The organism is Streptomyces sp. NPDC056160, from assembly GCF_042268205.1.
Taxonomy (GTDB): domain Bacteria; phylum Actinomycetota; class Actinomycetes; order Streptomycetales; family Streptomycetaceae; genus Streptomyces.
Map to the genome: position 1 here is coordinate 25436 of NZ_JBHJUW010000006.1, position 21030 is coordinate 46465.

The window sequence follows — 21030 nt, forward strand, 5'->3', positions numbered from 1 at the left end:
CCCGACGGCAACGAGTTCCGCACGCTGCGCGGCGCGGCCGAGCGGGCCGCTACGGGGCCCTGACGCTCCGTGACGGCCCGCTCCGACGTACGCCGTCCGCTCCGCGCGCCTGGTGTCAGCAGTTGGTGACCGACCGGACGGGGGCCCAGTCGCCGTGCGTGTCGTGGTCGCCCGGTCCCTTGTCCTGGAACACGAACTCCGCGTGCTTGCCGAACATGACGGCCCGCATCCAGGATTCGGTCTGGTCCGGCGGTCCGGAGAGCGGCTGTCCGGCCCTCGCGAGTCGTATCTGCCAGACCCCTCCGGCGATCCAGGCCCCGCCCGCCAGGGCGAGTGCCGCGACGGCACAGCGGGTGACTCCCCGAAGCGGGTGCAGGGCAGGTGGTTCCATGGCGGCTTTCACCCGGTCGTCCTGCACGACGCGGACAAGGGCGCCCCCTCCCGCCCGGCCTGCCGGCTCTCACCGGTCGGCTACCGCGCTCCCACGATGCGGTCCACCGCGGCCCTCACCAGTTGCTCACGTTCCGTCCGCGTGAAGACGTCCGGCAGGGTGAGCTCCTCGACGATCAGCCAATTCAGCGTCAGGATCAGCAACTTGACGGCCGTGGCGTCGCCGGGGAGGCCGGAGGCCTCGTGGTAGGCGACGTTGGCGTCGACGTCGGCGCGGACCCGCTCCGTGAGGATCTTGCGCAGTCCGGGGCGGCGGGTGGCCTCCAGGCGCAGTTCCAGCAGTGCGAGGTAACCGGTGCGGAAGGAGGCGATGCGGTCGACGAGTTCGCGCATCAGTTGCGTGTAGGTCTCCCGGTCGCGGCCGGCCGTCCGCTGGCGCGAGAGCGTGCTCTCGTCGGGCTGGAGCCGTTCGTAGACCCTGGCGCCGACCTGGGTGAACAGGTCGTCGCGGTTGGTGAAGTAATTGGACGCCGTGCCCACGGGAACGGCGGCCTCGCCGTCCACGGCCCGGAACGTCAGCCCGCGTGCGCCTTCCCGGGCCAGCACCTCGATCGCCGCGTCGACGAGGGCCGCGCGCCGCTCGTCGTTCCGTCTCGCCATTGCCATCACTCCTGGTGCAGTACTACGGCCGAACCACTTCAAGCAGAGTATTACGCGCGCACGCCCCCGGCCCCTCGCCGGGACGGCACCCCGGCCCGTTGTGGGGACGGCACTCGATCCTTCGCCGGGACGGCACCCCGGCCCGTCGCCGGGACGGCACCCGGCCCTCGCCGAGACGGCCCGCGCCGTCTCACGGAGCGGTCGATCAGGCACGGTGCCGTACCGAGCCGTTGACAAAGCCGATACCGAGTAGAAATCTGACACGGCGCTGCAAAAGACAGACGAATTCACTCAAGTTCTGCACGACGGCTGGCTCGACGTCATCACGGCGTCGTCCGGGCCCGCCGCACACCCGCGTCGTCCACCGGACAACGGACCCACTGGTCCCGCCCGCGGGCGCCCGGGGACGGGAACGAGAGGGCTTCATGAGACGGAGACACGGACCCCACGGCCGACGGCTGTCCGCCGGGCTGTTGACGGCGGGTCTGCTCGCGCTCGGGCTGCTGCCCGCGACGGCCCGTGCCGCCGAGGCAGCCCATGGCGCGGAGGCGGCCCATGCCGCCGAGGCGGCGAACCTGGCGCTGGGCAGGCCGGTGACGGCGAGCGGAGCACACGGCTCCTACCCGGCGGCCGGCGTCACCGACGGCAGCCAGGCGTCGTACTGGGAAGGCCCCGCGGGCTCGTTCCCGCAGTGGGTGCAGATCGACCTCGGCAGCACGGCGGACATCCACGAGGTGGTCCTGAAGCTGCCCGCCTCGTGGGAGTCGCGCACCGAGACGGTGAGCGTCCAGACCGGCACCGACGGCCAGGCCTTCGACACCGTGGTTCCGCAGGCGCCCGAGGGCTTCTCGCCCTCGTCCGGCAACACCGTGACGCTCGCGGTCACGGCCGAGGCGCGCTACGTGCGCGTGCGGGTGACCGGCAACACGGGCTGGAACGCGGCCCAGCTGTCCGAGGTGGAGGTGCGCGGCGAGGCCGGCGGGGAAAACCCCGGGAACCCGCCCGCGGGCACCAACCTCGCCCTGCGCAAGCCGATCGAGGCGTCCTCGGCCACCCAGAACTACCTCGCGGGCAACGCCGACGACGGCAGTACCGCCACCTACTGGGAGGCGAGCGGCCAGACCTCGACGCTGACCGTGAAGCTCGGCGCCGACGCCGATCTGACCGGCGTCGTCGTCAAGCTGAACCCCGACCCCGCCTGGAGCGCCCGCACCCAGAGCATCCAGGTGCTGGGGCGGGCGGCCGGGGAGTCCGGGTTCACCTCGCTGAAGGACCGGGCCGACCACACCTTCAGCCCGTCGCAGAACGAGAACACGGTGACCATCCCGGTCGCGGGCCGCGCCGCGGACGTACGCCTGCAGTTCTTCGGCAACACCGGGGCCGGCGGCGCCCAGGTCGCCGAGTTCGAGGTCATCGGCGCGGCGGCGCCCGCCCCCGACCTGACCGTCACCGAACTCACCTGGTCGCCCCGGTCCCCGTCCGAGGCGGACCCGGTCACCGTGGAGGCGACGGTCCGCAACACCGGAACGGCCGCCGCGCCCCCGACCACGGTCGACGTCAGCATCGAGGGCGCGGTCGCCGGCAGCGGCGCGGTCGGCGCGCTCGCGCCCGGCGCGTCGGCGCAGGTGCCGGTCCAGGCCGGCAAGCGGCCGATGGGCCGCTACACCGTCTCCGCCGTCGTCGACCCGACCGACACGATCGCCGAACTCGACAACACCAACAACAGCCGCAACGCCGCCTCCCAGCTGGTCGTCGCCCAGGCCCCCGGACCCGACCTGGAGGTCACCGGGATCACCACCGACCCCACCAGCCCGGCCGTCGGCGCCAAGGTCACCTTCACCGTCGCCGTGCACAACCGGGGCACGAGCCAGGTGCCCGCCGGGACGGTCACCCGGCTCACCGTCGGCGGCACCACGCTGAACGGCACGACGGACACCGTCCCCGCCGGTGACACGGCCACCGTCGCCCTCAACGGCGACTGGACCGCCACCAGCGGCGGAGCGACACTCACCGCGACCGCCGACGCCACCGGCCTCGTCACCGAGACCGACGAGGGCAACAACACCTTCGCCCGCTCCCTCGTCGTCGGACGCGGTGCCGCCGTACCGTACACCGAGTACGAGGCGGAGGACGGCCGCTACACCGGCACCCTGCTGAGGACGGACGCCAAACGCACCTTCGGGCACACCGACTTCGCCACCGAGTCCTCCGGACGCTCCTCGGTCCGGCTCGACTCCACCGGACAGTACGTGGAGTTCACCTCCACGACAGCGTCCAACTCGATCGTCGTCCGCAACTCCATCCCGGACGCGGCGGGCGGCGGCGGGCAGGAGGCCACGATCAGCCTCTACGCGAACGGCACGTTCGTGCGCAAACTCTCCCTCTCCTCCAAGCACAGCTGGCTCTACGGCACGACCGACGACCCGGAGGGGCTGACCAACCGGCCCGGCGGCGACGCCCGGCGGCTGTTCGACGAGTACCACGCCCTGCTCACCGACACCTACCCGGCGGGCACGAAGTTCCGGCTCCAGCGCGACGCCGGTGACGACGCGGCCTTCTACGTCATCGACCTCGTCGACCTGGAGCAGGTCGCCCCGCCCTCCGCCAAGCCCGCCGAGTGCGTCTCCATCACCGAGTACGGAGCCGTGCCCAACGACGGCATCGACGACGCGGACGCCATCCAGCGCGCCGTCACGGCGGACCAGACGGGGCAGATCCCGTGCGTGTGGATCCCCGCGGGCCAGTGGCGCCAGGAGAAGAAGATCCTCACCGACGACCCGCTGAACCGGGGCCCGTACAACCAGGTGGGCATCCGGGACGTCACCATCCGCGGCGCCGGCATGTGGCACTCCCAGTTGTACTCGCTGATCCAGCCGCAGGACGCGGGCGGCATCAACCACCCGCACGAGGGCAACTTCGGCTTCGACATCGACGACAACACCAAGATCTCCGACATCGCCGTCTTCGGCTCCGGCACCATCCGCGGCGGTGACGGAGGCGCCGAGGGCGGCGTCGCCCTCAACGGCCGCTTCGGCAAGAACACGAAGATCACCAACGTGTGGATCGAGCACTCCAACGTCGGTGCCTGGGTCGGCCGCGACTACTCGAACATCCCCGAACTGTGGGGACCCGGCGACGGCGTCCGGTTCACCGGTGTACGGATTCGCGACACCTACGCCGACGGGGTCAACTTCGCCAACGGCACCCGCAACTCGTCCGTCTACGACTCGTCCTTCCGCAACACCGGTGACGACGCGCTCGCCGTGTGGGCCAGCAAGTACGTGAAGGACACGTCGGTCGACATCGGCCACGACAACCACTTCCGCAACAACACGGTCCAACTGCCCTGGCGGGCCAACGGCATCGCGGTCTACGGCGGCTACGGCAACACGATCGAGGACAACCTGGTCTCCGACACCATGAGCTACCCGGGGATCATGCTGGCCACCGACCACGACCCCCTGCCCTTCTCCGGCCACACGCTCATCGCGGGCAACGGCCTGTACCGCACGGGCGGCGCGTTCTGGGGCGAGGCGCAGGAGTTCGGCGCGATCACCCTGTTCGCCCAGGGGCAGGACATCCCCGGCGTCACGATCCGCGACACGGACATCCACGACTCCACCTACGACGGAATCCAGTTCAAGACGGGCGGCGGCGCCACACCCGGCGTCCAGATCCAGCACGTCACCATCGACAGGTCCGACAACGGCTCCGGGATCCTCGCGATGGGCGGGGCGCGCGGCAGCGCCACACTGACCGACGTGACGATCACCGGCTCGGCCCAGGGCGACGTGGTCAAGGAGCCCGGCTCCCAGTTCGTGTTCGACGGCTTGGCGAACAGCGCCTCCGTACGGCGCGGCTGAGCACGTGCCCCACGGGTGCGCCGGCCGCGACCGGCGCACCCCCGCTCCCCGTACGGTCCGGCCGCCTACAGGCGGATGTCGAGTCGTACGGCCGCCTGCGAGGCACCCACCGTGACGGGTTCGGCGTGCGGGGAGTGCTCGGGCGCCGAGACGACGACGATGTGGTGCCCCGGCCGCAGGCCGAGCCGGTAGCGGCCCGCGTCGGTGTACGTGTGGGCGACCCGCTGCCCGCGTGCGTTCACGACGGTGATCTGCGCGAAGCAGCCATCGGGATGCGCGGCGCAGCGGACCGAGCCGGTCACGGACACCTCGGAGGCCGTGTCCGGCCGGGCCGCACCGCGGCCGGCGGCACCGGCCGGGATGGGCGCGGCCGGAGCGGTCGCGGTGCGCGGCGCGTGCGCCCGGGGCCGGTCCGCCGCCGAGGCGCGCGCCTGCCGCACCGGGGCAGCGGGCCGCCCGCCTTCCCGTGCGCCACCGGATTCCAGGGGCAGGCCGCACTGTTCGGCGAAGGCGGCGAGCGCCGCGTCCAGGGCGTCCAGTTCGTGCAGGGCGCTCTGCAGCCGCCGCGCGCGAGGGCCGGGGGCGGTGGGCCGCAGCTCCGCCCGGAGTTCCCGCACGAGCGGGCCGACACGGCGCCATACGCCTTGGGCGGTGCCGTTGGCGAGGTGGTGGTCGAGCGCCCTCAGCGAATCGGTGAGGGTGTGCGTGATGAGCCGGGCACGCTCGGCCAGAGGGGACGAGAGGTCGATGTCGACGTCCGCCGCCGCGGCCAGCGCCCGGGCATGAGCGGCGGCCGTGTTCAGCAGGGCCATACGGTGGTGCGGCGCCCGCCCGCGCACCCCGAGCGGCATGCGCACCAGGGGCCGGGACACCTCCGCGACCTGGAACAGCGCGGCGTCGACGACACGTGCCGCGCCACGCAGCCGTACCGGGCTGTCCGGCTCCTCCCAGCGCGCCGAGACCTGGGTGAGCAGGCTCTGGACCGCCTGGACGTACCCGTGCTCGGCCTCGCGGACCACCGACCGGGTGGACAGGGGGAAGATCAGCGCGGCACACGCCGTGGCGATCAGGACGCCCAGGCCGTTGTCCAGCAGGCGTTCCCCGAGCAGGCGGTCCATGCCGCTGTCCGGCGTGGTGAGCCCGTAGAGCTGCACCAGCGCGGCGACCAGCCCGGCGACCCACAGGGCGTAGGCCCGTTGCAGACCCCAGGAGCCGAAGGAGAGGCCGGCGACGATGACCAGGAGCGTCCAGTGGATGTGGTGGTGGCCCATCGCGTGGAGCAGCAGTACGCCGACCACCGCGCCCGCGACCGTGCCGACCATGCGGTGGCCGAACTTGCGCAGCCGTTCGTGGGTGGTGTTCGTGCCGAAGAGGGTGATCATCACGCCGACCAGGCCCCAGTAGAAACGCTGGGGATCGATGGCGTCGGCGATCGGGCAGACGATCGCGGCGGCGACCCCCGCGTGCAGCGGGGCCCGGACGAAGGGGACGGCGCGCTGCCAGCCGCTCCGCGTCCGGGCGGTGAGCACGCGCCGCATCGGGGCGGCGGAGCCGGGGATCCGGTTGTTCTCCAGCGCGACGGCGGGCTGGAAGGGCACCGCGGCGGGGGTGTCGGGTGTCCGCTCGCCGAGGGTCAGCCAGCTGACCAGGGAGTCAGCGAGGGAGTCGAGGAGTTCGGCGACCCGGCGGGCGAGGGCGGCGGACTCGGCGTCCCGCGGATCGGCCCGCGGGTCCCGCAGGATCACGTCGGCCTGCTCATGGATCGTCCGCACCGCCGGCCGCAGCCCCCCGGCCCGGGCCGGCGGGGTGTCACGGGCCAGCAGCAGCCCCACCGCCAGCGCCTGGCGCAGCGGTTCGGGCGGCGACTGGTCGGCCAGCGCCCGCACCGCCTGCCCGATGCCCCGCAGGGCCAGTTCGGCGTCGAACAGATGGCGGTGCAGCAACTCGGCCACGACGGGATCGGTGGCCGCCTCGGGCTGGGCGAGACGGCCGTCGATGGTGATCGTCACGATGTTCAGGCGGCGCAGGGAGCGGTTCATCCGGCGCTCGACCCGGGCCAGATCGGCGTCGGGGTCGAGCGCCTCGACCGTGGTGTCGGCCAGCCGGCGGGCCTCGACGACGAAGGCGCGCTGGGTGCGCAGCAGGTCCTCGCGGGGCATGGGGTGGCACAGCAGCAGCCTGGTGGCCAGCACCGCCGCGGCGGACACCAGGGCGACGAGGAACGCCTGCCCCATCATGGACATGGGGATCTTCGCGATGATGCCGACCATGAGGCCGTTGAACATCATCATGCCGGTCAGCAGGGCCAGCGGGCCGAACCTGGCCAGCAGGAACGTGAGCGCGAGCGCGGCGGCGTCGAGACCGATCTCCAGGGCGCGGTCGTCGTGCAGGGCGGCGGCGAGCCAGAGCACCGCCGTGTAGGGGAACGGCATCCACAGGATGGGCCTGGCCAGTTGGATCCAGCTGTTGCCCGCCACCGCGAAGGCGCTCATCAGGCCCATCATCCCGGCGACCATCATGCCGATCATCGTGGGAATGGCGAGGGCGTGGGCCATGCCGTAGCCGACCGCGAGGGAGGTGACCATGGCGACGAACGTCCGCCAGCCCGCCTGCAACTGACCCAGTCCGGGATCGGCGACCAGCACGCGGTCCCACCATCGGTGCGGGCCGGTGACCCGTCGTGGGGCGACATCGGCGCGCAGGCCCTTGGCGGGGCTCGCGTCCGTGCTGGGCCCCAGTGGCCGGTGGGCGGTCTTCGGGCTGGTCAAGTGGCCTCCGGTTCCATGGCTTCGGCGAGTGTGGCGACGGACTGCCGGGCGGCGCACACGGCGCGTTCGCAGTCGTCGACGGGGGTGGTGCGCAGTGCCCTCAGCAAGGCCTCGGCCATGCGCTGCCGTCCCTCGTCGAGCAACCGCCGCCCGGCGGGGGTGAGGGCGGTCTCCACCGCGCGCCGGTCGGTCGCGCACCGGTGGCGCGTGACCAGTTCCCGGCCCTCCAGCTTCTGGAGCAGCACGGTGACCCGGGGCTGCACCATTCCGGTGCGCCGGGCGAGTTCGGTGACGCGCAGAGGCGCGGCGGCCAGCGCGTCGAGCACGGACACCTCGCTCCGGGTCAGCCCGAAGTCACCGGCGCGGAACAGGGCCCGGTTCAGCCGGCCGAGGTCGTGCAGCAGGCCGTGCGCGGCGATCTCGATGCGCTGCCCCGGCGGCACGTCGCTCGGGGCGCCGAGAGGTATGTGCATATGGAAAGTATATAACTGTGTCCCCCGGGCGCTGCGGGCGCCCCGCGGCTTCGGCGACGCCTCATGCCCCGGGCCCCAGGCCGGCCTGCGTCGTCGCGGCGGAAGGCGAAGGCGGAAGGCGAAGGCGGAAGGCGAAGGCGGAAGGCGAAGGCGGAAGGCGAGAGCTAGGGGGCGAGAGCCGGGGGGCGCGCGCTGGGCACCGCGTAGGGGCCCTGTCACCACTCTGCGCCAGGAGCCGCGTGAAGAGGGCGCCGCTTCGTCCCCGCGGCCCTACCCCTGCGGATCGATCAGGATCTTCCCCGCCTGCCCGGCCGCGGGGCTCTTGAGATGGCCGGGGAGTTCGCTGAGCCCGACGCGTCGCGTGACGGCCGTACGCAGACGCCCGCGGCGCAGGTTCGCGAAGACCGGCGCGAACAGCGCGGGCAGGTGCCGACCGCCGTCCTGCTGGACGGTGTCGCGCAGACGGAACAGCTCCACGCGGGCACCCCGCCCGGTGAAGCACTCCGCCGGGAGCGGCGTTCCCGACAGCAGGCCGTAATGGACGAAGACGCCGTCGGCGGCTGTCACCGCGAACACGTCTGCGCCCACGCCGCCGCCCACGCAGTCGAAGGCCACCTCGACGCCTCGCGGCCCGGTCAGCGTCCGCAGCCGCCGGCGCCACCCGGGCTCGTCCGTCCGGATCACAGCACGCCACCGGGACGGGTCGGCCACCGTCCGCCCCGGCGTTCCCCGCACGATCCCGACGGGTGCGACACCGCGGTCGGCCAGAAGTTCCGCCAGGTGCCGGCCGATGGCCGACGTCGCCGCCGTGACCACCACGTTCCGCGCTCCCGGCGGGCAGAACCGCTCGACCATCGTCACGGCCGTCAAGGGGTTGATGTAAGCGAAGCAGGCGGCCTCGTCGGGCAGATCGTCCGGCACGGGGACGCACCAGGAGTGGTCGAGCCGCTTGTACTGCTGCCAGGCCCCCGCCGATCCCAGCGGAAGCACCCGCCGGCCCACCGCCCCGGCCGGCACCCCCGGCCCGACGGCGTCGATCACGCCCACCCCCTCGAACCCCGGGACCATGGGGAACGACGTACGCGACCCGTACGCGCCCGACACGGTGACCTCGTCGGAGGGGTTGACGGTCGACGCGACCATGCGCACCACGACCTCGCCCACGCCGCAGGCCGCGGGCCCCGCCACGTCACGTACGGCCAGCACCTCGGCGAGCCGGCCCGGTGAGTCGGCGACGGCAGCCAGCATCGACAGCCTCCCTCACCGTGCACGCGCGCCTGCGCCGCACATCCTACGGACTGGTGAAAGGAGCCGGGAAAGCGAGTCAGAAGAGACTGAGAGGTTGCTGTGCGAGGCTGGCGCGTCTTGTCGGCGCAACCCTGTCCCCCACCTGCCGGAGGAACCGTTCATGAGCCTGATCAACGGCCTGCCCGCGCACGTCCTGCTCGTGCATGTCGTCGTGGTGTTCGTCCCCCTGACCGCGCTGGCACTCGTGCTCTGCGCGGTCAGGCCCGCGGCGGCGCAGCGCATGGGCGTCGTCCTGCCGGCCCTCGCCCTGGTCACGCTCGTGAGCGTTCCCCTCACCACGGGGGCGGGGGAGTGGCTGGAGAGGCACGTCGGCAGCAACGCGCTGGTGCGCCGGCACGCCGAGCTCGGCGACGGCCTGCTGCCCTGGGCCGCCGGCCTGTTCGTCCTGGCGGTCGTCGTGTGGTGGTCGGCCCGCCGCGCCGCCGCGTCCGGACCGTCGCGCACCTCGCGCTGGACCTCCGCACCGGTGCGCGTCGCTGCCGCGGTGCTGGCACTCGTCGTGGGCGTGGGAGCCGTCGTGGACGTCTACCGCATAGGCGACTCGGGGGCGAAGGCCGCATGGCAGGACGCCGTCGCGAAGACGACGTCGGGCGGGTGAGACGGGCGGGCGAGGCGGGCGGCGAGCCGGCCCGGGAGGCGGGCCGCGCCACCGTCGGCACGGTCCGGCCGCCCGCTCACACGGTCGTCGTGTCCGGGCGCGTGGCCGGCGTGTCCGCGGCCGGTCCGGGGCCCAGCGGAATGTGCGCGATGACCGTCTTGCCGTCCCGCTCGCCCCGCACGGCGAGGACGCTCGCCACCGCCCGGACGATCTCGAGTCCGTGCCGGCCGACCCGGTGCGGATCCGGGGCCTGTGCCGTCGGGAAGACCGGGGCGCTGTCCCGCACCTCCACCTCGACCACTGCGCCGGCCAGGCGCAGGCGCAGCACGACGGGCCCGTAGGCGTACTTGCAGGCGTTGGTGACCAGTTCGCTGACCACCAGCTGGACCAGGCCCACGACACGTTCCGGCACCGTCGGGCGGTGCCGGGCGGCGCCGCCCCGAGTGAAGAAGGCGGCGGCGCAGCGGCGTGCTTCGGCGATGCACGCGCCCTCACCGGACAGGGTGATCGTCGCCTGCGCCCCTCCCGCTCCTTCTCCCGCTCCTTCTTCCGCGCCCGCTTCTCCTGCCGCCCCCGGCTCTTGCGCGTCCGCCCTGCCGTCGCGGCAGCTGCCCGCCGGCCCGTCGGTCAACCCCTTCACTTCGACCCCCGTCCCTGCGCACTGTTCACCCGGCTCGGTGAAGTGACACGCATGCCAAGCATGCACCCTCGACGTGCGTGCCCGGGCCGGGTTGCCCCCACTGTGTGCGATCTGCCCCCTCTTCTTCGTGGGTGGCGCCGGGCACGGCGGATGCCCGCCACGGCAGCGGCGGGCATCCGGCAGGTGCGGACGGCTCGTGTCAGCCGGTGGCGAGCATGCCCGCCCGGAGCCGGGCCAGGCAGCGCGAGAGCAGTCTGGAGACGTGCATCTGGGAGACCCCCAGGCGTTCGCCGATCTGCGCCTGGGTGCACTCCTCCACGAACCTCATGTGAAGGAGCTGCCGGTCCCGCTCGCCGAGTTGGGCGATCAGGGGGGCGAGGGCGTGGAAGTCCTCCACCAGTTCCAGGGCGGTGTCCTCGGTGCCGATGAAGTCCTGGAGCACGGACTCGTCGTCCTCGCCGCCGTTGAGGCCGGCGTCCAGGGACGAGGAGTTGTAGCCGTTGGCCGCCAGGCGTGCCTCACGGACCTCGTCCTCGGACAGACTCATCAGCTCCGCCAGTTCCCGCACCGTGGGGTTGCGGCCCAGGCGGCTGTGCAACTCCTCCGTGGCACGGGCGAGCTGGACACGGGCCTCCTGGAGCCGCCGCGGGACGTGCACGGCCCACGTGGTGTCCCGGAAGAACCGCTTGATCTCGCCGACGATGTAGGGGATGGCGAAGGACGTGAACTCCGCCTCCCGGGACAGCTCGAACCGGTCGATCGCCTTGATCAGGCCGATCATGCCGACCTGGACGATGTCCTCCCGCTCCTCCGGCCCCCGGCTGCGGAAGCGCCCCGCCGCGTACCGGACCAGGGACATGTTCATCTCGATCAGCGTGTTGCGGGCGTAGCTGTACTCGGGCGTGCCCTCTTCCCGCACCGCCAACTGCTCGAAGAACAGGCGGGAGAGCTCCCGCGCATCCTTGGGCGCCACCCGCGAGGGATCGGCGATCTCCGGCAGCCCGGCCGTCCGGGCGTCCACCCCGTCCGTCCGCGCGTCCGCTGCCGTCGCGCACGTCGCGTGCATTGCGCTCATGGGCCCCATGATGTCGATTCCCCTCCCGTGATCGGTCCGGTCGCTCCTGCGCTCCGGACGGCCGACGCCGCCGCACTTGTACCCCCGGACGACGCGTCCACACCCCCCGGCTCCACATCGCGGCCGTGCACCGCCGCGATGTGGAGCGATCGTGAACCGCCCGCGGGGCCCGCCGGGCCGGATGCGAGGATGACCGGCATGGACATCTGCCGCAGGAACAATGTGACGGTCACGGGCCCCCTCGACGGGCCGGTCGTGGTGCTGGCGCACGGGTTCGGCTGCGATCAGAACATGTGGCGCTCGCTCGTGCCCGCACTGGCCGAGCGGCACCGGGTGGTGTTGTTCGACTACGTGGGGTCCGGTGGTTCGGACCTGTCGGCGTGGAGCCCGGAGCGGTACTCCTCGCTGCACGGCTACGCCCACGACGTGGTGGAGGTCTGCCAGGAACTGGACCTGGAGCGGGCGGTGTTCGTCGGGCACTCGGTCAGTGCCATGATCGGCGTGCTGGCGGCACAGGCGGCCCCGGAGCGGATCGGAGCGCTGGTGATGGTGGCCCCGTCACCCTGCTACATCGACGACGCCGGCTATCGCGGCGGCTTCACGGCGGACGACATCGACGAACTGCTCGCCTCCCTGGAGGCGAACTACCTGGGCTGGTCCTCCGCCATGGCGCCCGTGATCATGGGCAATCCGGACCGCCCCGAGCTGGGACAGGAGCTGACCAACAGCTTCTGCGCCACCAACCCCGACATCGCCCGGGTCTTCGCCCGCACCACCTTCCTGTCCGACAGCCGTGAGGACCTGAAGGGCGTGAACGTGCCGACGCTGGTGCTGGAGTGCTCCCAGGACGTCATCGCGCCCCGCGAGGTCGGCGCCTTCGTGCACGCCGCGGTCCCCGGCTCCCGCCTGGTCACGCTGGACGCCACCGGACACTGCCCCCAGCTGAGCGCTCCGGAGGCCACCTCGGAAGCGATCCTGGACTTCCTGAGGGAGTTGCTGTGATGTGCCGCACGGGCGAGCAGCCTGACCCCCCGGAGACGGGTGGCAGCGTCACCGACGCCGCCTTCACCGCGCTGCTGGAGGACAGCGCCGAGGACCTGTACGAGACGGCGCCCTGCGGCTACCTCTCCACGCTGATGGACGGCACGATCGCCCGGATCAACACCACGCTGCTGGACTGGCTCGGCCTCGACCGCGCGGACCTGGTCGGGCGCCGGCACTTCACCGACCTGCTCAGCGTGGGCGGCAGGCTGTACCACGAGACGCACTTCGCGCCCCTGCTGCGGATGCAGGGCGAACTGCGCGGCATCGCCCTGGAGATGAAGACCGCCGGCGGCGGCCGGCTGCCGGTCCTGGTCTCCTCCCAGATCAAGTACGGCGGCGAAGGCGAGCCGTTGCTGATCCGCACCACGGTCGTCGACGCCTCCGACCGGCGCGCCTACGAGGAGGAACTGCTGCGCCGCCGCCAGGACTCCGAAAGGGCCCGCGAGGAAGCGGAAAAGGCCCGCGAGGAAGCGGAAAAGGCCCGGGCGGAAGCCGAGAAGGCCCGGGCGGAAGCCGAGAAGGCCCGGGCGGAAGCCGAGAAGGCCCGGACGGAAGCCGAGAAGGCACGCGTGGAGGCCGAAGCGGCCCGCCGGGAGGCCGAGGCCGACCGGGCGAGGCTGGCCCACGCGCTGGCCGTGCTGCAAAGGTCGCTGCTGCCCGACTCCCTGCCCGCGGTACCCGGGCTGGAGACGTCCGTGTACTACCACACCGCCTCGCCGCACCGCCTCGGCGGCGACTTCTACGACCTCTTCCAGATCGACGGGAAACGCTGGGCGTTCTTCCTCGGCGACGTGTGCGGCAAGGGCCCCGAAGCGGCGGCCCTGACCTCCCTGACCCGCTACACCCTGCGGGCCGCGGCGCTGCACGACCCGGAGCCCGGTGCCGCGCTGACCACGCTGAACACCGTGCTCTACGAGCGGTACGCCGCCGGCGGGGACCCCCGCTACTGCACCGTGGTCCACGGCCTCGTCGAACCCGGCGACGAACCCGGGCACATGACCGTGCGCCTCGCCTCCGGGGGCCACCCCTCGGCCCTCGTCCTGCGCGCCGACGGCCACGCCGAGTACCTGCCCACCCCCGGCGGACTGCTCGTCGGTGTCCTGCCCACCGCCCCGGTCGGCACGGCCGAGACCACCCTCGCCCCCGGTGACACCCTCCTGCTCTACACGGACGGCCTCACCGAGGCGCGCACCGGCCCCGCCCGGGACGACCTGTACGGTGAAGACGCCCTGCACGCCTTCGCCGGCGGCCTCGCGCCCGCGACACCGCGCGAGACGATAGGCGCCCTGGGCGAGCTGCTGGACAATTTCGGTGACGGCCTCGACGACGACACCGCGCTCCTGGCACTCGGCGTCCCGCCGCGCCCCCTTCCCACCCGCCCGGCAACGAATCACCTGCGATGAGCCCGCTGAACATCACCCGAAGCGACACCCCCACCGGCCCCGTCCTGCACGTGGCGGGCGAACTCGACTACGCCCAGGCAGCCGCCCTGCGGGAACAGGTCGGCGGCCTCGTCCTGGGCGCGGCGCAGTGCCTGGTGATCGACCTGTCCGGCCTGGAGTTCTGCGACTCCACCGGCATCACCGCCCTCCTCGCCGCCCGCCAGCACGCCCAGACCGCCGGGGCCGACGTCGTGCTGAGCGGCGTCCCCTCCAACACCCTGCGCATCCTGACGATCGTCGGGCTCGACCAGGTCTTCACCATCCGGCGGGACTGACCGGAGCCGAGCCGGTCGGAGCCGAGCCGGTCGGAACCGAGTCGGTCGGAACCGAGTCGGTCGGAACCGAGTCGGTCGGGCCGGCCGGGAGAGGGTGCGCGTCCGGATCGCCCGGTCACCGCTCCGCCGTACTCCCGGCGGAGTCGCGTGAACCGTCCTCTCGCGCCACCGCCCTGGCGGCCCGGGGCCAGTGGGCCCTCAGACGGCGGAGGTAGGACCGTGCCATCGGACCCGGCGGCACGCCCCGGGCGAAAGCCCGCATGTTGCGTTCCCCCGCGTTGTAGCCGAGGGCGAGGAGTTCGTCCCGGCGGTAGCGGCGTGCGCACCGCTCGGGCAGAACGCGGTCGAGGTCCTTCAGGTGCAGGGCCGCCACCTGGACGGCGAACGCCGGATCGTCGCGCAGGTCCTGCCAGCGTCCTGTCAGCGCGTGCGCCCGCCGCACCCTCTCGAACGTCGCCCGGTGCATGTTGGCGACACCGAACGAGGCGTCCCGCTTCCACCACTGCCAGACCCGTTCGAGCAGCGGATGGTGCGGTTTGTACGCCTCGTTGTGGAGCACGGCCATCAGCAGCACCGGCGAGACACCCGCATCCCGGGCGCTGCGCACCACGGTCGCGGTGTAGTCAGCCGGGTCGTAGCCGCCGGGCCGCAGGGGCGGGGTGCGTGCGGTGTCCCGGCCGCCAGGCCCCGCCGTCCGCCCTCGCGTCGGTCGCAGTCCCTCACTCATCCTCGTCCCGTTCTCCCTCGCCGTGGCGAAAGGCCGCCAAAGCGGCCGACGTGTGGAGGAGCACGTGCCCCGGCCCCCGCACCTCAATCCGACGGCGCCCGCTCCGGCCCGGTACCTTTCACGGCCCGCCGCGGTCCAGCACGTCCGTTGTCAGTGCGGTGCGCTTCACTGTCCGCCATGGAACTCACGCAAGCGACCGTCGACGACCTGCTGGCCCGGCTCGGCCCGGGGGACGGCTGGACGTACCTGCCCGGTGACCTGGACCCGCAGGCCCTGACCGACCTGCTCGCCGACAGGTACGGCGCCCCGCGCACCCTCGTCCTCGACGGTTTCGCCGACCCGACGGCCGACGAGTCCAGGGGCGCAGCCCTCCTCGTCCCCTTCCGGGACCGGGCCGTGAGGATACGGGCGTGGGCGTACGGGGACCAGTGGGTCGGCACGGGTACGGCGCGGGACGCCCGAGGGGTCGAACGGCCGGTTCTGGCGGTCGCCCGCAGGGAGGTGCCGGGACCCGCGGTGATCGCTTCGGACGCGGGCGGGGAGCAGGACGTCGACTGGACGGAGCGGCTCGTACGGATCACCGGTTGGACGCATCCCGCGCAGCGGCCGGACGTGAACTGGGCGCAGGTGGAGTCGCGCCTGGGGACCGCGCTCCCGCGTGACTACAAGCGGATGGTCGAGACGTTCGGCGTGGGCGCCTTCGACGGATACCTGGACCTGAACCAGGAGCCGTGGACACACCTCAGGGAGGAGGGGCTGCTCATCTGGGCGGGCACGGAGCATGAGGACCTGTACTGCTGGAGGGCCGACGGCGACGACCCCGACCGCTGGCCCGTCGTCGTCCGGTCCTTCGACGGCGAGGACGTCCCCTTCGACTGCCAGGCCACCGAGTTCGTCTGCCGCATCCTCGTCGATCCGCACCACCGGTTCACGATGGCCCGCTACTTCGACACCCACTGGTTCATGACCTACCGGAGCGGTTCATGAACTACCGGAACCGTTCATGACCTACCGGGGCGGTGCGTGAACTACCTGAACGGTGCACGAACTACCGGACCGGTCCATGAGCTACCGGGAGACGGACTGCGACCTGCCCGGCCGGGTCCGGCGAGTGTTCACCGCCGTGGCTCCGTGGGGGCCGCCAGCAGCAGCGCCGCCCACAGCGTGGTCTGGACCGCGAGGCCCAGTACGGTGCGCACGCCGGCCCCCGTGGCGACGGCGGAAGCCAGGAGGGCGACGGAGAGCACCAGGAAGACGAGGTAGGCCACCTGGGCCGAGCGGAGGAGCGCGGCCGTCAAGGCCGAGGACCGTGAGAGATGCCGGTTCTGATGCGCTGTCATACAACCGCCTGAATGGTCATCGGCGTCACCGTCCCGAGGGAGCGAGGGAGCCCCCTCGGGACGGTCACGAGGGTTCCCCGCCCGGCCGGCGGGGTCCTGATGCTCTACGGGTGCCCCGGCCGGCGAGGCGGACACCCGCCGGCCGTCGCACGGGCGGTCGCCGGCCGGGCCGGACTTCCGGCGGGTCGGCCGGTCACCCACCGGCTCGGTCTTCCGGCGGCGGCGCGCGACGGCCGCGTCTCGGCTGCCGAAACCGGGGTAGCCGCGAGGGCGGACCGTTGTCACCGAGGAGTGAGGAGTCACCGTGCCGTCCACGGACGTCGTCGAGCTCATCCTGCAGGACCACCGCCGCATGGAGGATCTCTTCCGCACCATGCGCAACGCCGAGGCCGACCGGGCCGCCGCGCTCGGGGAGTTCGCCCAGCTCCTCATCGCCCACGCCTCGGCCGAGGAGGACGAGGTCTATCCGGCACTGCGGCGCTACAAGAACGTGGAGGGCGACGACGTCGATCACAGTGTGCACGAGCACCACGAGGCGAACGAGGCCCTCCTCGCCCTCCTGGAGGTCGAGGACACCGGATCCGAGGAGTGGGACGAGAAGCTGGAGGACCTCGTCACCGCGGTCAACCACCACGCGGACGAGGAGGAGCGGACCCTGCTCAACGACGCCCGCGAGAACGTCGCCGACGACCGCCGGGCCCAGCTCGGCGAGGCGTTCCGGGCGGCCCGCGCGAAGTACCTGGAGGACAGGTGCGGCGACGTGGAAAAGGTGCGAGCGCTGGTCGCCTCCGCAGGCAAGTGATCCGGCTGCCCTGTCGCGGGCCCCGCCCGTCGCCGCCCCCGGGCCGCCGGACCCGCGACCTGCCGGGTGGAGCGTTCCCGACCGCGGGCGACCGGCGGGGACCCACCGGAACCAGGAGCACCACGTAAACAGGAGCACCACCGCCAACAGGAGTACTACCGGAACCAGGAGCACCACCGAGGCAGTGACCTGACGGCCCGTCACGTGCGCCGGTGCGGAACCGGAGCGCTCCGGCGCGACGGTCGGCGAGGTTTAGGCGGTTGTTCGCCTCGGCCCTCCGCCCTCCGCCCTCGGCCCTCCGCCCTCCGCCCTCCGCCCTCCGCCCGCGGCCCGCGGCCCGCGGCCCTCCGCCCTCGGCCCGCGGCCCGGGCGGGCCGGAGCGCCCTCGGCAGCACTCTCGCGGAGACCCCCCCTGCCTCTGCCCCTGCCCGTGCCGCCCTGGCGAGGGGCGGTGTCCTCCTGGTCCCGCGCACGGGCACGGCCCGCGTGCCCCCTGTCACCACGACGCGACCGTGGCGCGGCACCGCTCCCCGGCCTCCGGCCCCGACCGGTCGTCTACAGTGAAGTAGACCGTCTACTCAGCTGTAGTCGATCACCCACGGGTGCCGGGAATGCCTACGGAGGAGCATGCGCCCCAAGATCCTGGTCGTCGAGGACGACCACGCACTGCGGGACGTGCTGCGCCGGGGACTGCTCGACGAGGACTTCGAGCCCGTCCTCGCCGCCGACGGCGCCACCGCCCTGCGGCTGGCCGCCGCCGACATCGCGGCGGCCGTGGTGGACGTCGGCCTGCCCGACGCGGACGGCCGGGACGTGTGCCAGGCGATGCGCGCCAACGGCTTCCCCGCCCCCGTGATCTTCCTGACCGCCCGGCACCGGCTCACCGACCGGCTCTCCGGCTTCTCGGCCGGAGGCGACGACTACCTGCCCAAGCCCTTCCACCTCGCCGAACTCGCCGCCCGGCTGCGAGCCGTCATCAGGCGGACCGCCGTCGCCGCCGTGACCTCGGCCGGTGACCTGCTCCTGGACGCGGTGGACCACACCATGACCGTGCACAGGACCCGCATCCCGCTGTCGCCCACCGAATTCCGGCTGCTGGCCATGCTCGTCGCCGCGGACGGCACGCTCGTGCGCCGCCGCGACCTGGTGCGGGCCGGCTGGCCCGAGGGCGCGCAGGTCAGTGACAACACCCTGGACCAGTACCTGAGCCGCCTGCGCCGCAAGCTCCGCGACGCGGCCAGCGGCCGCACGATCAGTACGGCCCGGGGGATCGGACACCGCCTGTCGTGAACCGCGCCCCACGCCTCCTGCGCCGGCTCGCCCCGCGCACCCTGCGCGGTCGGCTCGCCCTCGTGGCGCTGACCACCGCCGCCCTGCTCATGACGATCCTGACCGTGGTGTTCAACGCCGTCATGGACCACCACCTGCGGCACCAGGCGGACGACGAACTGCGCGCCCGGGCGGCAGCGGTGGCCACGACCGTCGACACCGGCGGTGACCGGGTCCGCGTGCTGGAAACCGTCAACGACCGCCTCCTGGACACCAACGTGTGGATCTACGCCGGCACACACCTGCTGGAGAAACCGCCCTCGACCGCGGACGGCAGCCCCCTGGCCCTGGCCGCCGGCCGGCTGGCCGTACAGCACCGGCACGCCTGCACGACCGTCCAGGCCCCCGGTCACCCGCCCGTCCGGGTCTGCTCCCAACCCGTACCCGGCGGCCGGCACCCCGCGACCGTCGTCACGGCCCTGGACCTCGCGCCGTACCGCAGCTCGGCCGGCACCCTGCTCCTCGGATCGCTGATCCTCGACGCCGTGATGCTCGGCTGCACCTACGTGCTCACCCGCCTGTCCGTCGGCCGGGCCCTGCGCCCCGTGCGGACGATGACCGACCAGGCCACCCGGTGGAGCGCCATAGCCTCCGCCGAGCGCTTCGGCACTGAGGACCACCCCGCCGAACTGGCCCGCCTGGGAACGTCGCTGGACCAGCTCCTGGACCGCATCCGCACCGTGCTCCGCCACGAACAGCAACTGACGGGCGAGCTGTCGCACGAACTGCGCACCCCGCTCACCCGGATCATCATGGAACTCGACTGGTGGCGAGGCCGCCCCCGCACGGACGCCGAGACGCATGCCGCCCACCGGGCGATCGCCGACGCCGCCCAGTCCATGCGCGTCATCTGCGACACCCTCCTGAACGAGGCGCGCGAGAACGGACGCGGCCCGGCCACAGCCGCCGGCACAACCGATGTCGTCCCCCTGGTGCACCGCCTCCTCGACCACCTCGGCACACCCGGCGACGTGAAGACCGCGGTGGAGACGCAAGCACCTGTGCTGGAGGCCGGAATCGCCCCCGCCCTGCTCGAACGCATCCTCAGCCCCCTGCTCGCCAACGCCGCCCGCTACGCCCGCTCACACGTGACCGTGTCCGCGCGCCGCGCCCCCGGCGCCGTCCGGATCGACGTCGTGGACGACGGTCCGGGGGTGCCCGAGGCGTTCGCGGACGAGCTGTTCCAGCCCGGCCGGCGGGCCGACCGCGCCGACGGGCACGACGGCGCGGGCCTCGGACTGCCGCTCGCGCGACGCCTGGCCCGCGCCGCCGGCGGGGAGGTGTCCTACGACCCCGGGCACGCGCCCGGAGCCAGGTTCACGGTCAGCCTGCCCGCCGGGTGACCGGTCCCGCCCCCTTTGCCGCCGCCGGGCGGCCGGTGCTCCGGCGCTCGCGCACCTGGGCGTAGGCCATGAGAGCGAACAGGACGGCGAGCAGGACGGCGGACGACCCCGCGGTGCCGAGATCGAGGCCGCCCTTGGCGACCGGCTTGGTGAGGAAGTCGCCCGCGGTGGCACCGAGCGGCCGGGTGAGGACGAAGGCGATCCAGAACAGCAGCACGTTCGGCACCGCGGGCACCTTCATCAGCGCGGCGAGCACGGCGAGCCCCCCGGTCACGAGCAGCGCCCCGCCGGCGTAACCGAGTCCGGAGCTGTCGGAGAGGAAGTCACCCATGGAGGTGCCGAGCGTGTTGGACACGAGGATCGCCGACCAGAACAGTGCCTCGCCCCTGAAGGTGACGATGTCGCGGATCCGGAACGTCATCCCGCTCACCTTCCAGACCAGGAAGATCGCCAGGAGGACCGAGAGGAGGACGGCCGCTCCGGCGGGATAGCCGAGGCCCAGGCCCTGCGGGCCCCAGCCCAGCTTCGTGGCGCCGTTCGAAAGGTACTCGGCGCCGGCGTCGCGGTTCATGAAGTCGGACATCGTGGTGCCGGCCATGCTGGTCGAGAGGATCACGGTCCAGTAGGACAACGGGTTGTAGCGGCTGGAGCGCAGCTGGACCACCAGCGTCACCACGAAGGCCAGGAACAGCGCGATCGTGGTGAGGAAGTAACCCACCTTCAGCGTCTGCGCGAAGAGGTCGCCCGCCGTCTCGCCCAGGGTTGTCGCCGCGATCTTCATGATCCAGAACGCCAGGGTGACCTCGGGCAGCTTCTTCATCACCGACTTGGCCGTACTCGACGTACCCGCCATGTCGAGGTCGGTGAGGACCTCCGATTTCTCCAACTCAACGACTCCTGTCCGGTCGAACGACAGGGCGCTCGCCCCGCAGCGGGACGAACGCCCTGGGAGA

Annotated in this window: 19 protein-coding genes; 9 read left to right on the forward strand and 10 right to left on the reverse strand. The window is 72.7% G+C overall.

The window, feature by feature from the left end:
* Window positions 1-115 precede the first annotated feature (115 nt).
* Window positions 116-391: a hypothetical protein gene (locus ACFC02_RS03590; protein WP_376351565.1), complete on the reverse strand. Its 276-nt coding sequence runs from the start codon at window positions 389-391 to the stop codon at window positions 116-118.
* An 80-nt stretch (window positions 392-471) separates the two neighbouring features.
* Window positions 472-1050, reverse strand: coding sequence for a TetR/AcrR family transcriptional regulator (locus ACFC02_RS03595; protein ID WP_376351568.1), 579 nt, complete (start codon window positions 1048-1050; stop codon window positions 472-474).
* A gap of 425 nt (window positions 1051-1475) precedes the next feature.
* On the opposite strand from ACFC02_RS03595, the gene ACFC02_RS03600 reads away from it, so the two are divergent.
* Window positions 1476-4913 carry a CARDB domain-containing protein gene (locus ACFC02_RS03600; protein ID WP_376351571.1) on the forward strand — a complete coding sequence of 1146 codons (3438 nt, stop codon included), beginning with the start codon at window positions 1476-1478 and terminating at the stop codon, window positions 4911-4913.
* A 65-nt stretch (window positions 4914-4978) separates the two neighbouring features.
* Here the strand turns inward: ACFC02_RS03600 and ACFC02_RS03605 are convergent, their stop codons facing one another.
* The 3 genes from ACFC02_RS03605 to ACFC02_RS03615 all read right to left on the reverse strand — a co-directional run bounded on the left by ACFC02_RS03605 (window position 4979) and on the right by ACFC02_RS03615 (window position 9402).
* A complete protein-coding gene (locus ACFC02_RS03605; RefSeq protein ID WP_376351574.1) occupies window positions 4979-7681 on the reverse strand; it encodes an FUSC family protein in 2703 nt (900 codons plus the stop codon).
* Window positions 7678-8154, reverse strand: coding sequence for a MarR family winged helix-turn-helix transcriptional regulator (locus ACFC02_RS03610; RefSeq protein WP_376351577.1), 477 nt, complete (start codon window positions 8152-8154; stop codon window positions 7678-7680). The genes ACFC02_RS03605 and ACFC02_RS03610 overlap by 4 nt, the downstream gene beginning before the upstream one ends.
* 270 nt (window positions 8155-8424) lie before the next feature.
* Entirely contained in the window at window positions 8425-9402 is a 978-nt protein-coding gene (locus tag ACFC02_RS03615) for a zinc-dependent alcohol dehydrogenase family protein (RefSeq protein WP_376351580.1), read from the reverse strand.
* A gap of 160 nt (window positions 9403-9562) precedes the next feature.
* Between ACFC02_RS03615 and ACFC02_RS03620 the strand changes: the two genes are divergently transcribed.
* Window positions 9563-10060, forward strand: a complete 498-nt coding sequence (locus ACFC02_RS03620) for a DUF2231 domain-containing protein (RefSeq protein WP_360969832.1) — start codon at window positions 9563-9565, stop codon at window positions 10058-10060.
* 76 nt (window positions 10061-10136) lie between these two features.
* Here ACFC02_RS03620 and ACFC02_RS03625 read toward each other — a convergent pair whose 3' ends face one another.
* The gene (locus tag ACFC02_RS03625) at window positions 10137-10700 is read right to left on the reverse strand and encodes an ATP-binding protein (protein ID WP_376351584.1); all 564 of its coding nucleotides are present in this window, start codon (window positions 10698-10700) and stop codon (window positions 10137-10139) included.
* Window positions 10701-10899: 199 nt separating this feature from the next.
* On the reverse strand, window positions 10900-11766 hold the full coding sequence (locus ACFC02_RS03630) for an RNA polymerase sigma factor SigF (protein WP_376351801.1): 867 nt from the start codon (window positions 11764-11766) through the stop codon (window positions 10900-10902).
* Window positions 11767-11973: 207 nt separating this feature from the next.
* On the opposite strand from ACFC02_RS03630, the gene ACFC02_RS03635 reads away from it, so the two are divergent.
* The 3 genes from ACFC02_RS03635 to ACFC02_RS03645 are packed head-to-tail and all read left to right on the forward strand — an operon-like array spanning window position 11974 to window position 14536.
* Entirely contained in the window at window positions 11974-12777 is an 804-nt protein-coding gene (locus ACFC02_RS03635; protein ID WP_376351587.1) for an alpha/beta fold hydrolase, read from the forward strand.
* Entirely contained in the window at window positions 12777-14222 is a 1446-nt protein-coding gene (locus ACFC02_RS03640; RefSeq protein WP_376351590.1) for a SpoIIE family protein phosphatase, read from the forward strand. Before ACFC02_RS03635 ends, ACFC02_RS03640 begins: the two co-directional genes overlap by 1 nt.
* Complete coding sequence (locus ACFC02_RS03645) at window positions 14219-14536, forward strand: STAS domain-containing protein (protein ID WP_376351593.1); 318 nt, start codon at window positions 14219-14221, stop codon at window positions 14534-14536. The genes ACFC02_RS03640 and ACFC02_RS03645 overlap by 4 nt, the downstream gene beginning before the upstream one ends.
* A 115-nt stretch (window positions 14537-14651) precedes the next feature.
* Here ACFC02_RS03645 and ACFC02_RS03650 read toward each other — a convergent pair whose 3' ends face one another.
* Window positions 14652-15263 carry a lytic transglycosylase domain-containing protein gene (locus tag ACFC02_RS03650; RefSeq protein WP_376351596.1) on the reverse strand — a complete coding sequence of 204 codons (612 nt, stop codon included), beginning with the start codon at window positions 15261-15263 and terminating at the stop codon, window positions 14652-14654.
* Between the two features lie 177 nt (window positions 15264-15440).
* On the opposite strand from ACFC02_RS03650, the gene ACFC02_RS03655 reads away from it, so the two are divergent.
* Window positions 15441-16250: a hypothetical protein gene (locus tag ACFC02_RS03655; RefSeq protein ID WP_376351599.1), complete on the forward strand. Its 810-nt coding sequence runs from the start codon at window positions 15441-15443 to the stop codon at window positions 16248-16250.
* 128 nt (window positions 16251-16378) lie between these two features.
* Here ACFC02_RS03655 and ACFC02_RS03660 read toward each other — a convergent pair whose 3' ends face one another.
* Window positions 16379-16561: a hypothetical protein gene (locus ACFC02_RS03660; RefSeq protein WP_360969848.1), complete on the reverse strand. Its 183-nt coding sequence runs from the start codon at window positions 16559-16561 to the stop codon at window positions 16379-16381.
* Window positions 16562-16907: 346 nt separating this feature from the next.
* Between ACFC02_RS03660 and ACFC02_RS03665 the strand changes: the two genes are divergently transcribed.
* The 3 genes from ACFC02_RS03665 (at window position 16908) to ACFC02_RS03675 (ending at window position 20077) form a co-directional block, all read left to right on the forward strand.
* Window positions 16908-17405, forward strand: coding sequence for a hemerythrin domain-containing protein (locus ACFC02_RS03665; RefSeq protein ID WP_376351603.1), 498 nt, complete (start codon window positions 16908-16910; stop codon window positions 17403-17405).
* A gap of 627 nt (window positions 17406-18032) precedes the next feature.
* Window positions 18033-18695, forward strand: coding sequence for a response regulator transcription factor (locus ACFC02_RS03670; protein WP_376351606.1), 663 nt, complete (start codon window positions 18033-18035; stop codon window positions 18693-18695).
* Window positions 18692-20077, forward strand: coding sequence for a sensor histidine kinase (locus tag ACFC02_RS03675; RefSeq protein ID WP_376351609.1), 1386 nt, complete (start codon window positions 18692-18694; stop codon window positions 20075-20077). The genes ACFC02_RS03670 and ACFC02_RS03675 overlap by 4 nt, the downstream gene beginning before the upstream one ends.
* Here ACFC02_RS03675 and ACFC02_RS03680 read toward each other — a convergent pair.
* Window positions 20058-20963: a hypothetical protein gene (locus ACFC02_RS03680; protein ID WP_376351612.1), complete on the reverse strand. Its 906-nt coding sequence runs from the start codon at window positions 20961-20963 to the stop codon at window positions 20058-20060. The two genes, ACFC02_RS03675 and ACFC02_RS03680, sit on opposite strands and share 20 nt — an antisense overlap.
* Window positions 20964-21030: the final 67 nt, after the last annotated feature.

Excerpts from the sequence above, each read along its gene's own strand:
- ACFC02_RS03655 (WP_376351599.1), top strand. The coding sequence starts at position 15,441 with ATGGAACTCACGCAAGCGACCGTCGACGACCTGCTGGCCCGGCTCGGC.
- ACFC02_RS03590 (WP_376351565.1), bottom strand. The coding sequence starts at position 391 with ATGGAACCACCTGCCCTGCACCCGCTTCGGGGAGTCACCCGCTGTGCC.
- ACFC02_RS03620 (WP_360969832.1), top strand. The coding sequence starts at position 9,563 with ATGAGCCTGATCAACGGCCTGCCCGCGCACGTCCTGCTCGTGCATGTC.
- ACFC02_RS03615 (WP_376351580.1), bottom strand. The coding sequence starts at position 9,402 with ATGCTGGCTGCCGTCGCCGACTCACCGGGCCGGCTCGCCGAGGTGCTG.
- ACFC02_RS03600 (WP_376351571.1), top strand. The coding sequence starts at position 1,476 with ATGAGACGGAGACACGGACCCCACGGCCGACGGCTGTCCGCCGGGCTG.
- ACFC02_RS03610 (WP_376351577.1), bottom strand. The coding sequence starts at position 8,154 with ATGCACATACCTCTCGGCGCCCCGAGCGACGTGCCGCCGGGGCAGCGC.
- ACFC02_RS03645 (WP_376351593.1), top strand. The coding sequence starts at position 14,219 with ATGAGCCCGCTGAACATCACCCGAAGCGACACCCCCACCGGCCCCGTC.
- ACFC02_RS03640 (WP_376351590.1), top strand. The coding sequence starts at position 12,777 with ATGTGCCGCACGGGCGAGCAGCCTGACCCCCCGGAGACGGGTGGCAGC.
- ACFC02_RS03630 (WP_376351801.1), bottom strand. The coding sequence starts at position 11,766 with ATGCACGCGACGTGCGCGACGGCAGCGGACGCGCGGACGGACGGGGTG.
- ACFC02_RS03650 (WP_376351596.1), bottom strand. The coding sequence starts at position 15,263 with ATGAGTGAGGGACTGCGACCGACGCGAGGGCGGACGGCGGGGCCTGGC.
- ACFC02_RS03595 (WP_376351568.1), bottom strand. The coding sequence starts at position 1,050 with ATGGCGAGACGGAACGACGAGCGGCGCGCGGCCCTCGTCGACGCGGCG.
- ACFC02_RS03635 (WP_376351587.1), top strand. The coding sequence starts at position 11,974 with ATGGACATCTGCCGCAGGAACAATGTGACGGTCACGGGCCCCCTCGAC.
- ACFC02_RS03670 (WP_376351606.1), top strand. The coding sequence starts at position 18,033 with ATGCGCCCCAAGATCCTGGTCGTCGAGGACGACCACGCACTGCGGGAC.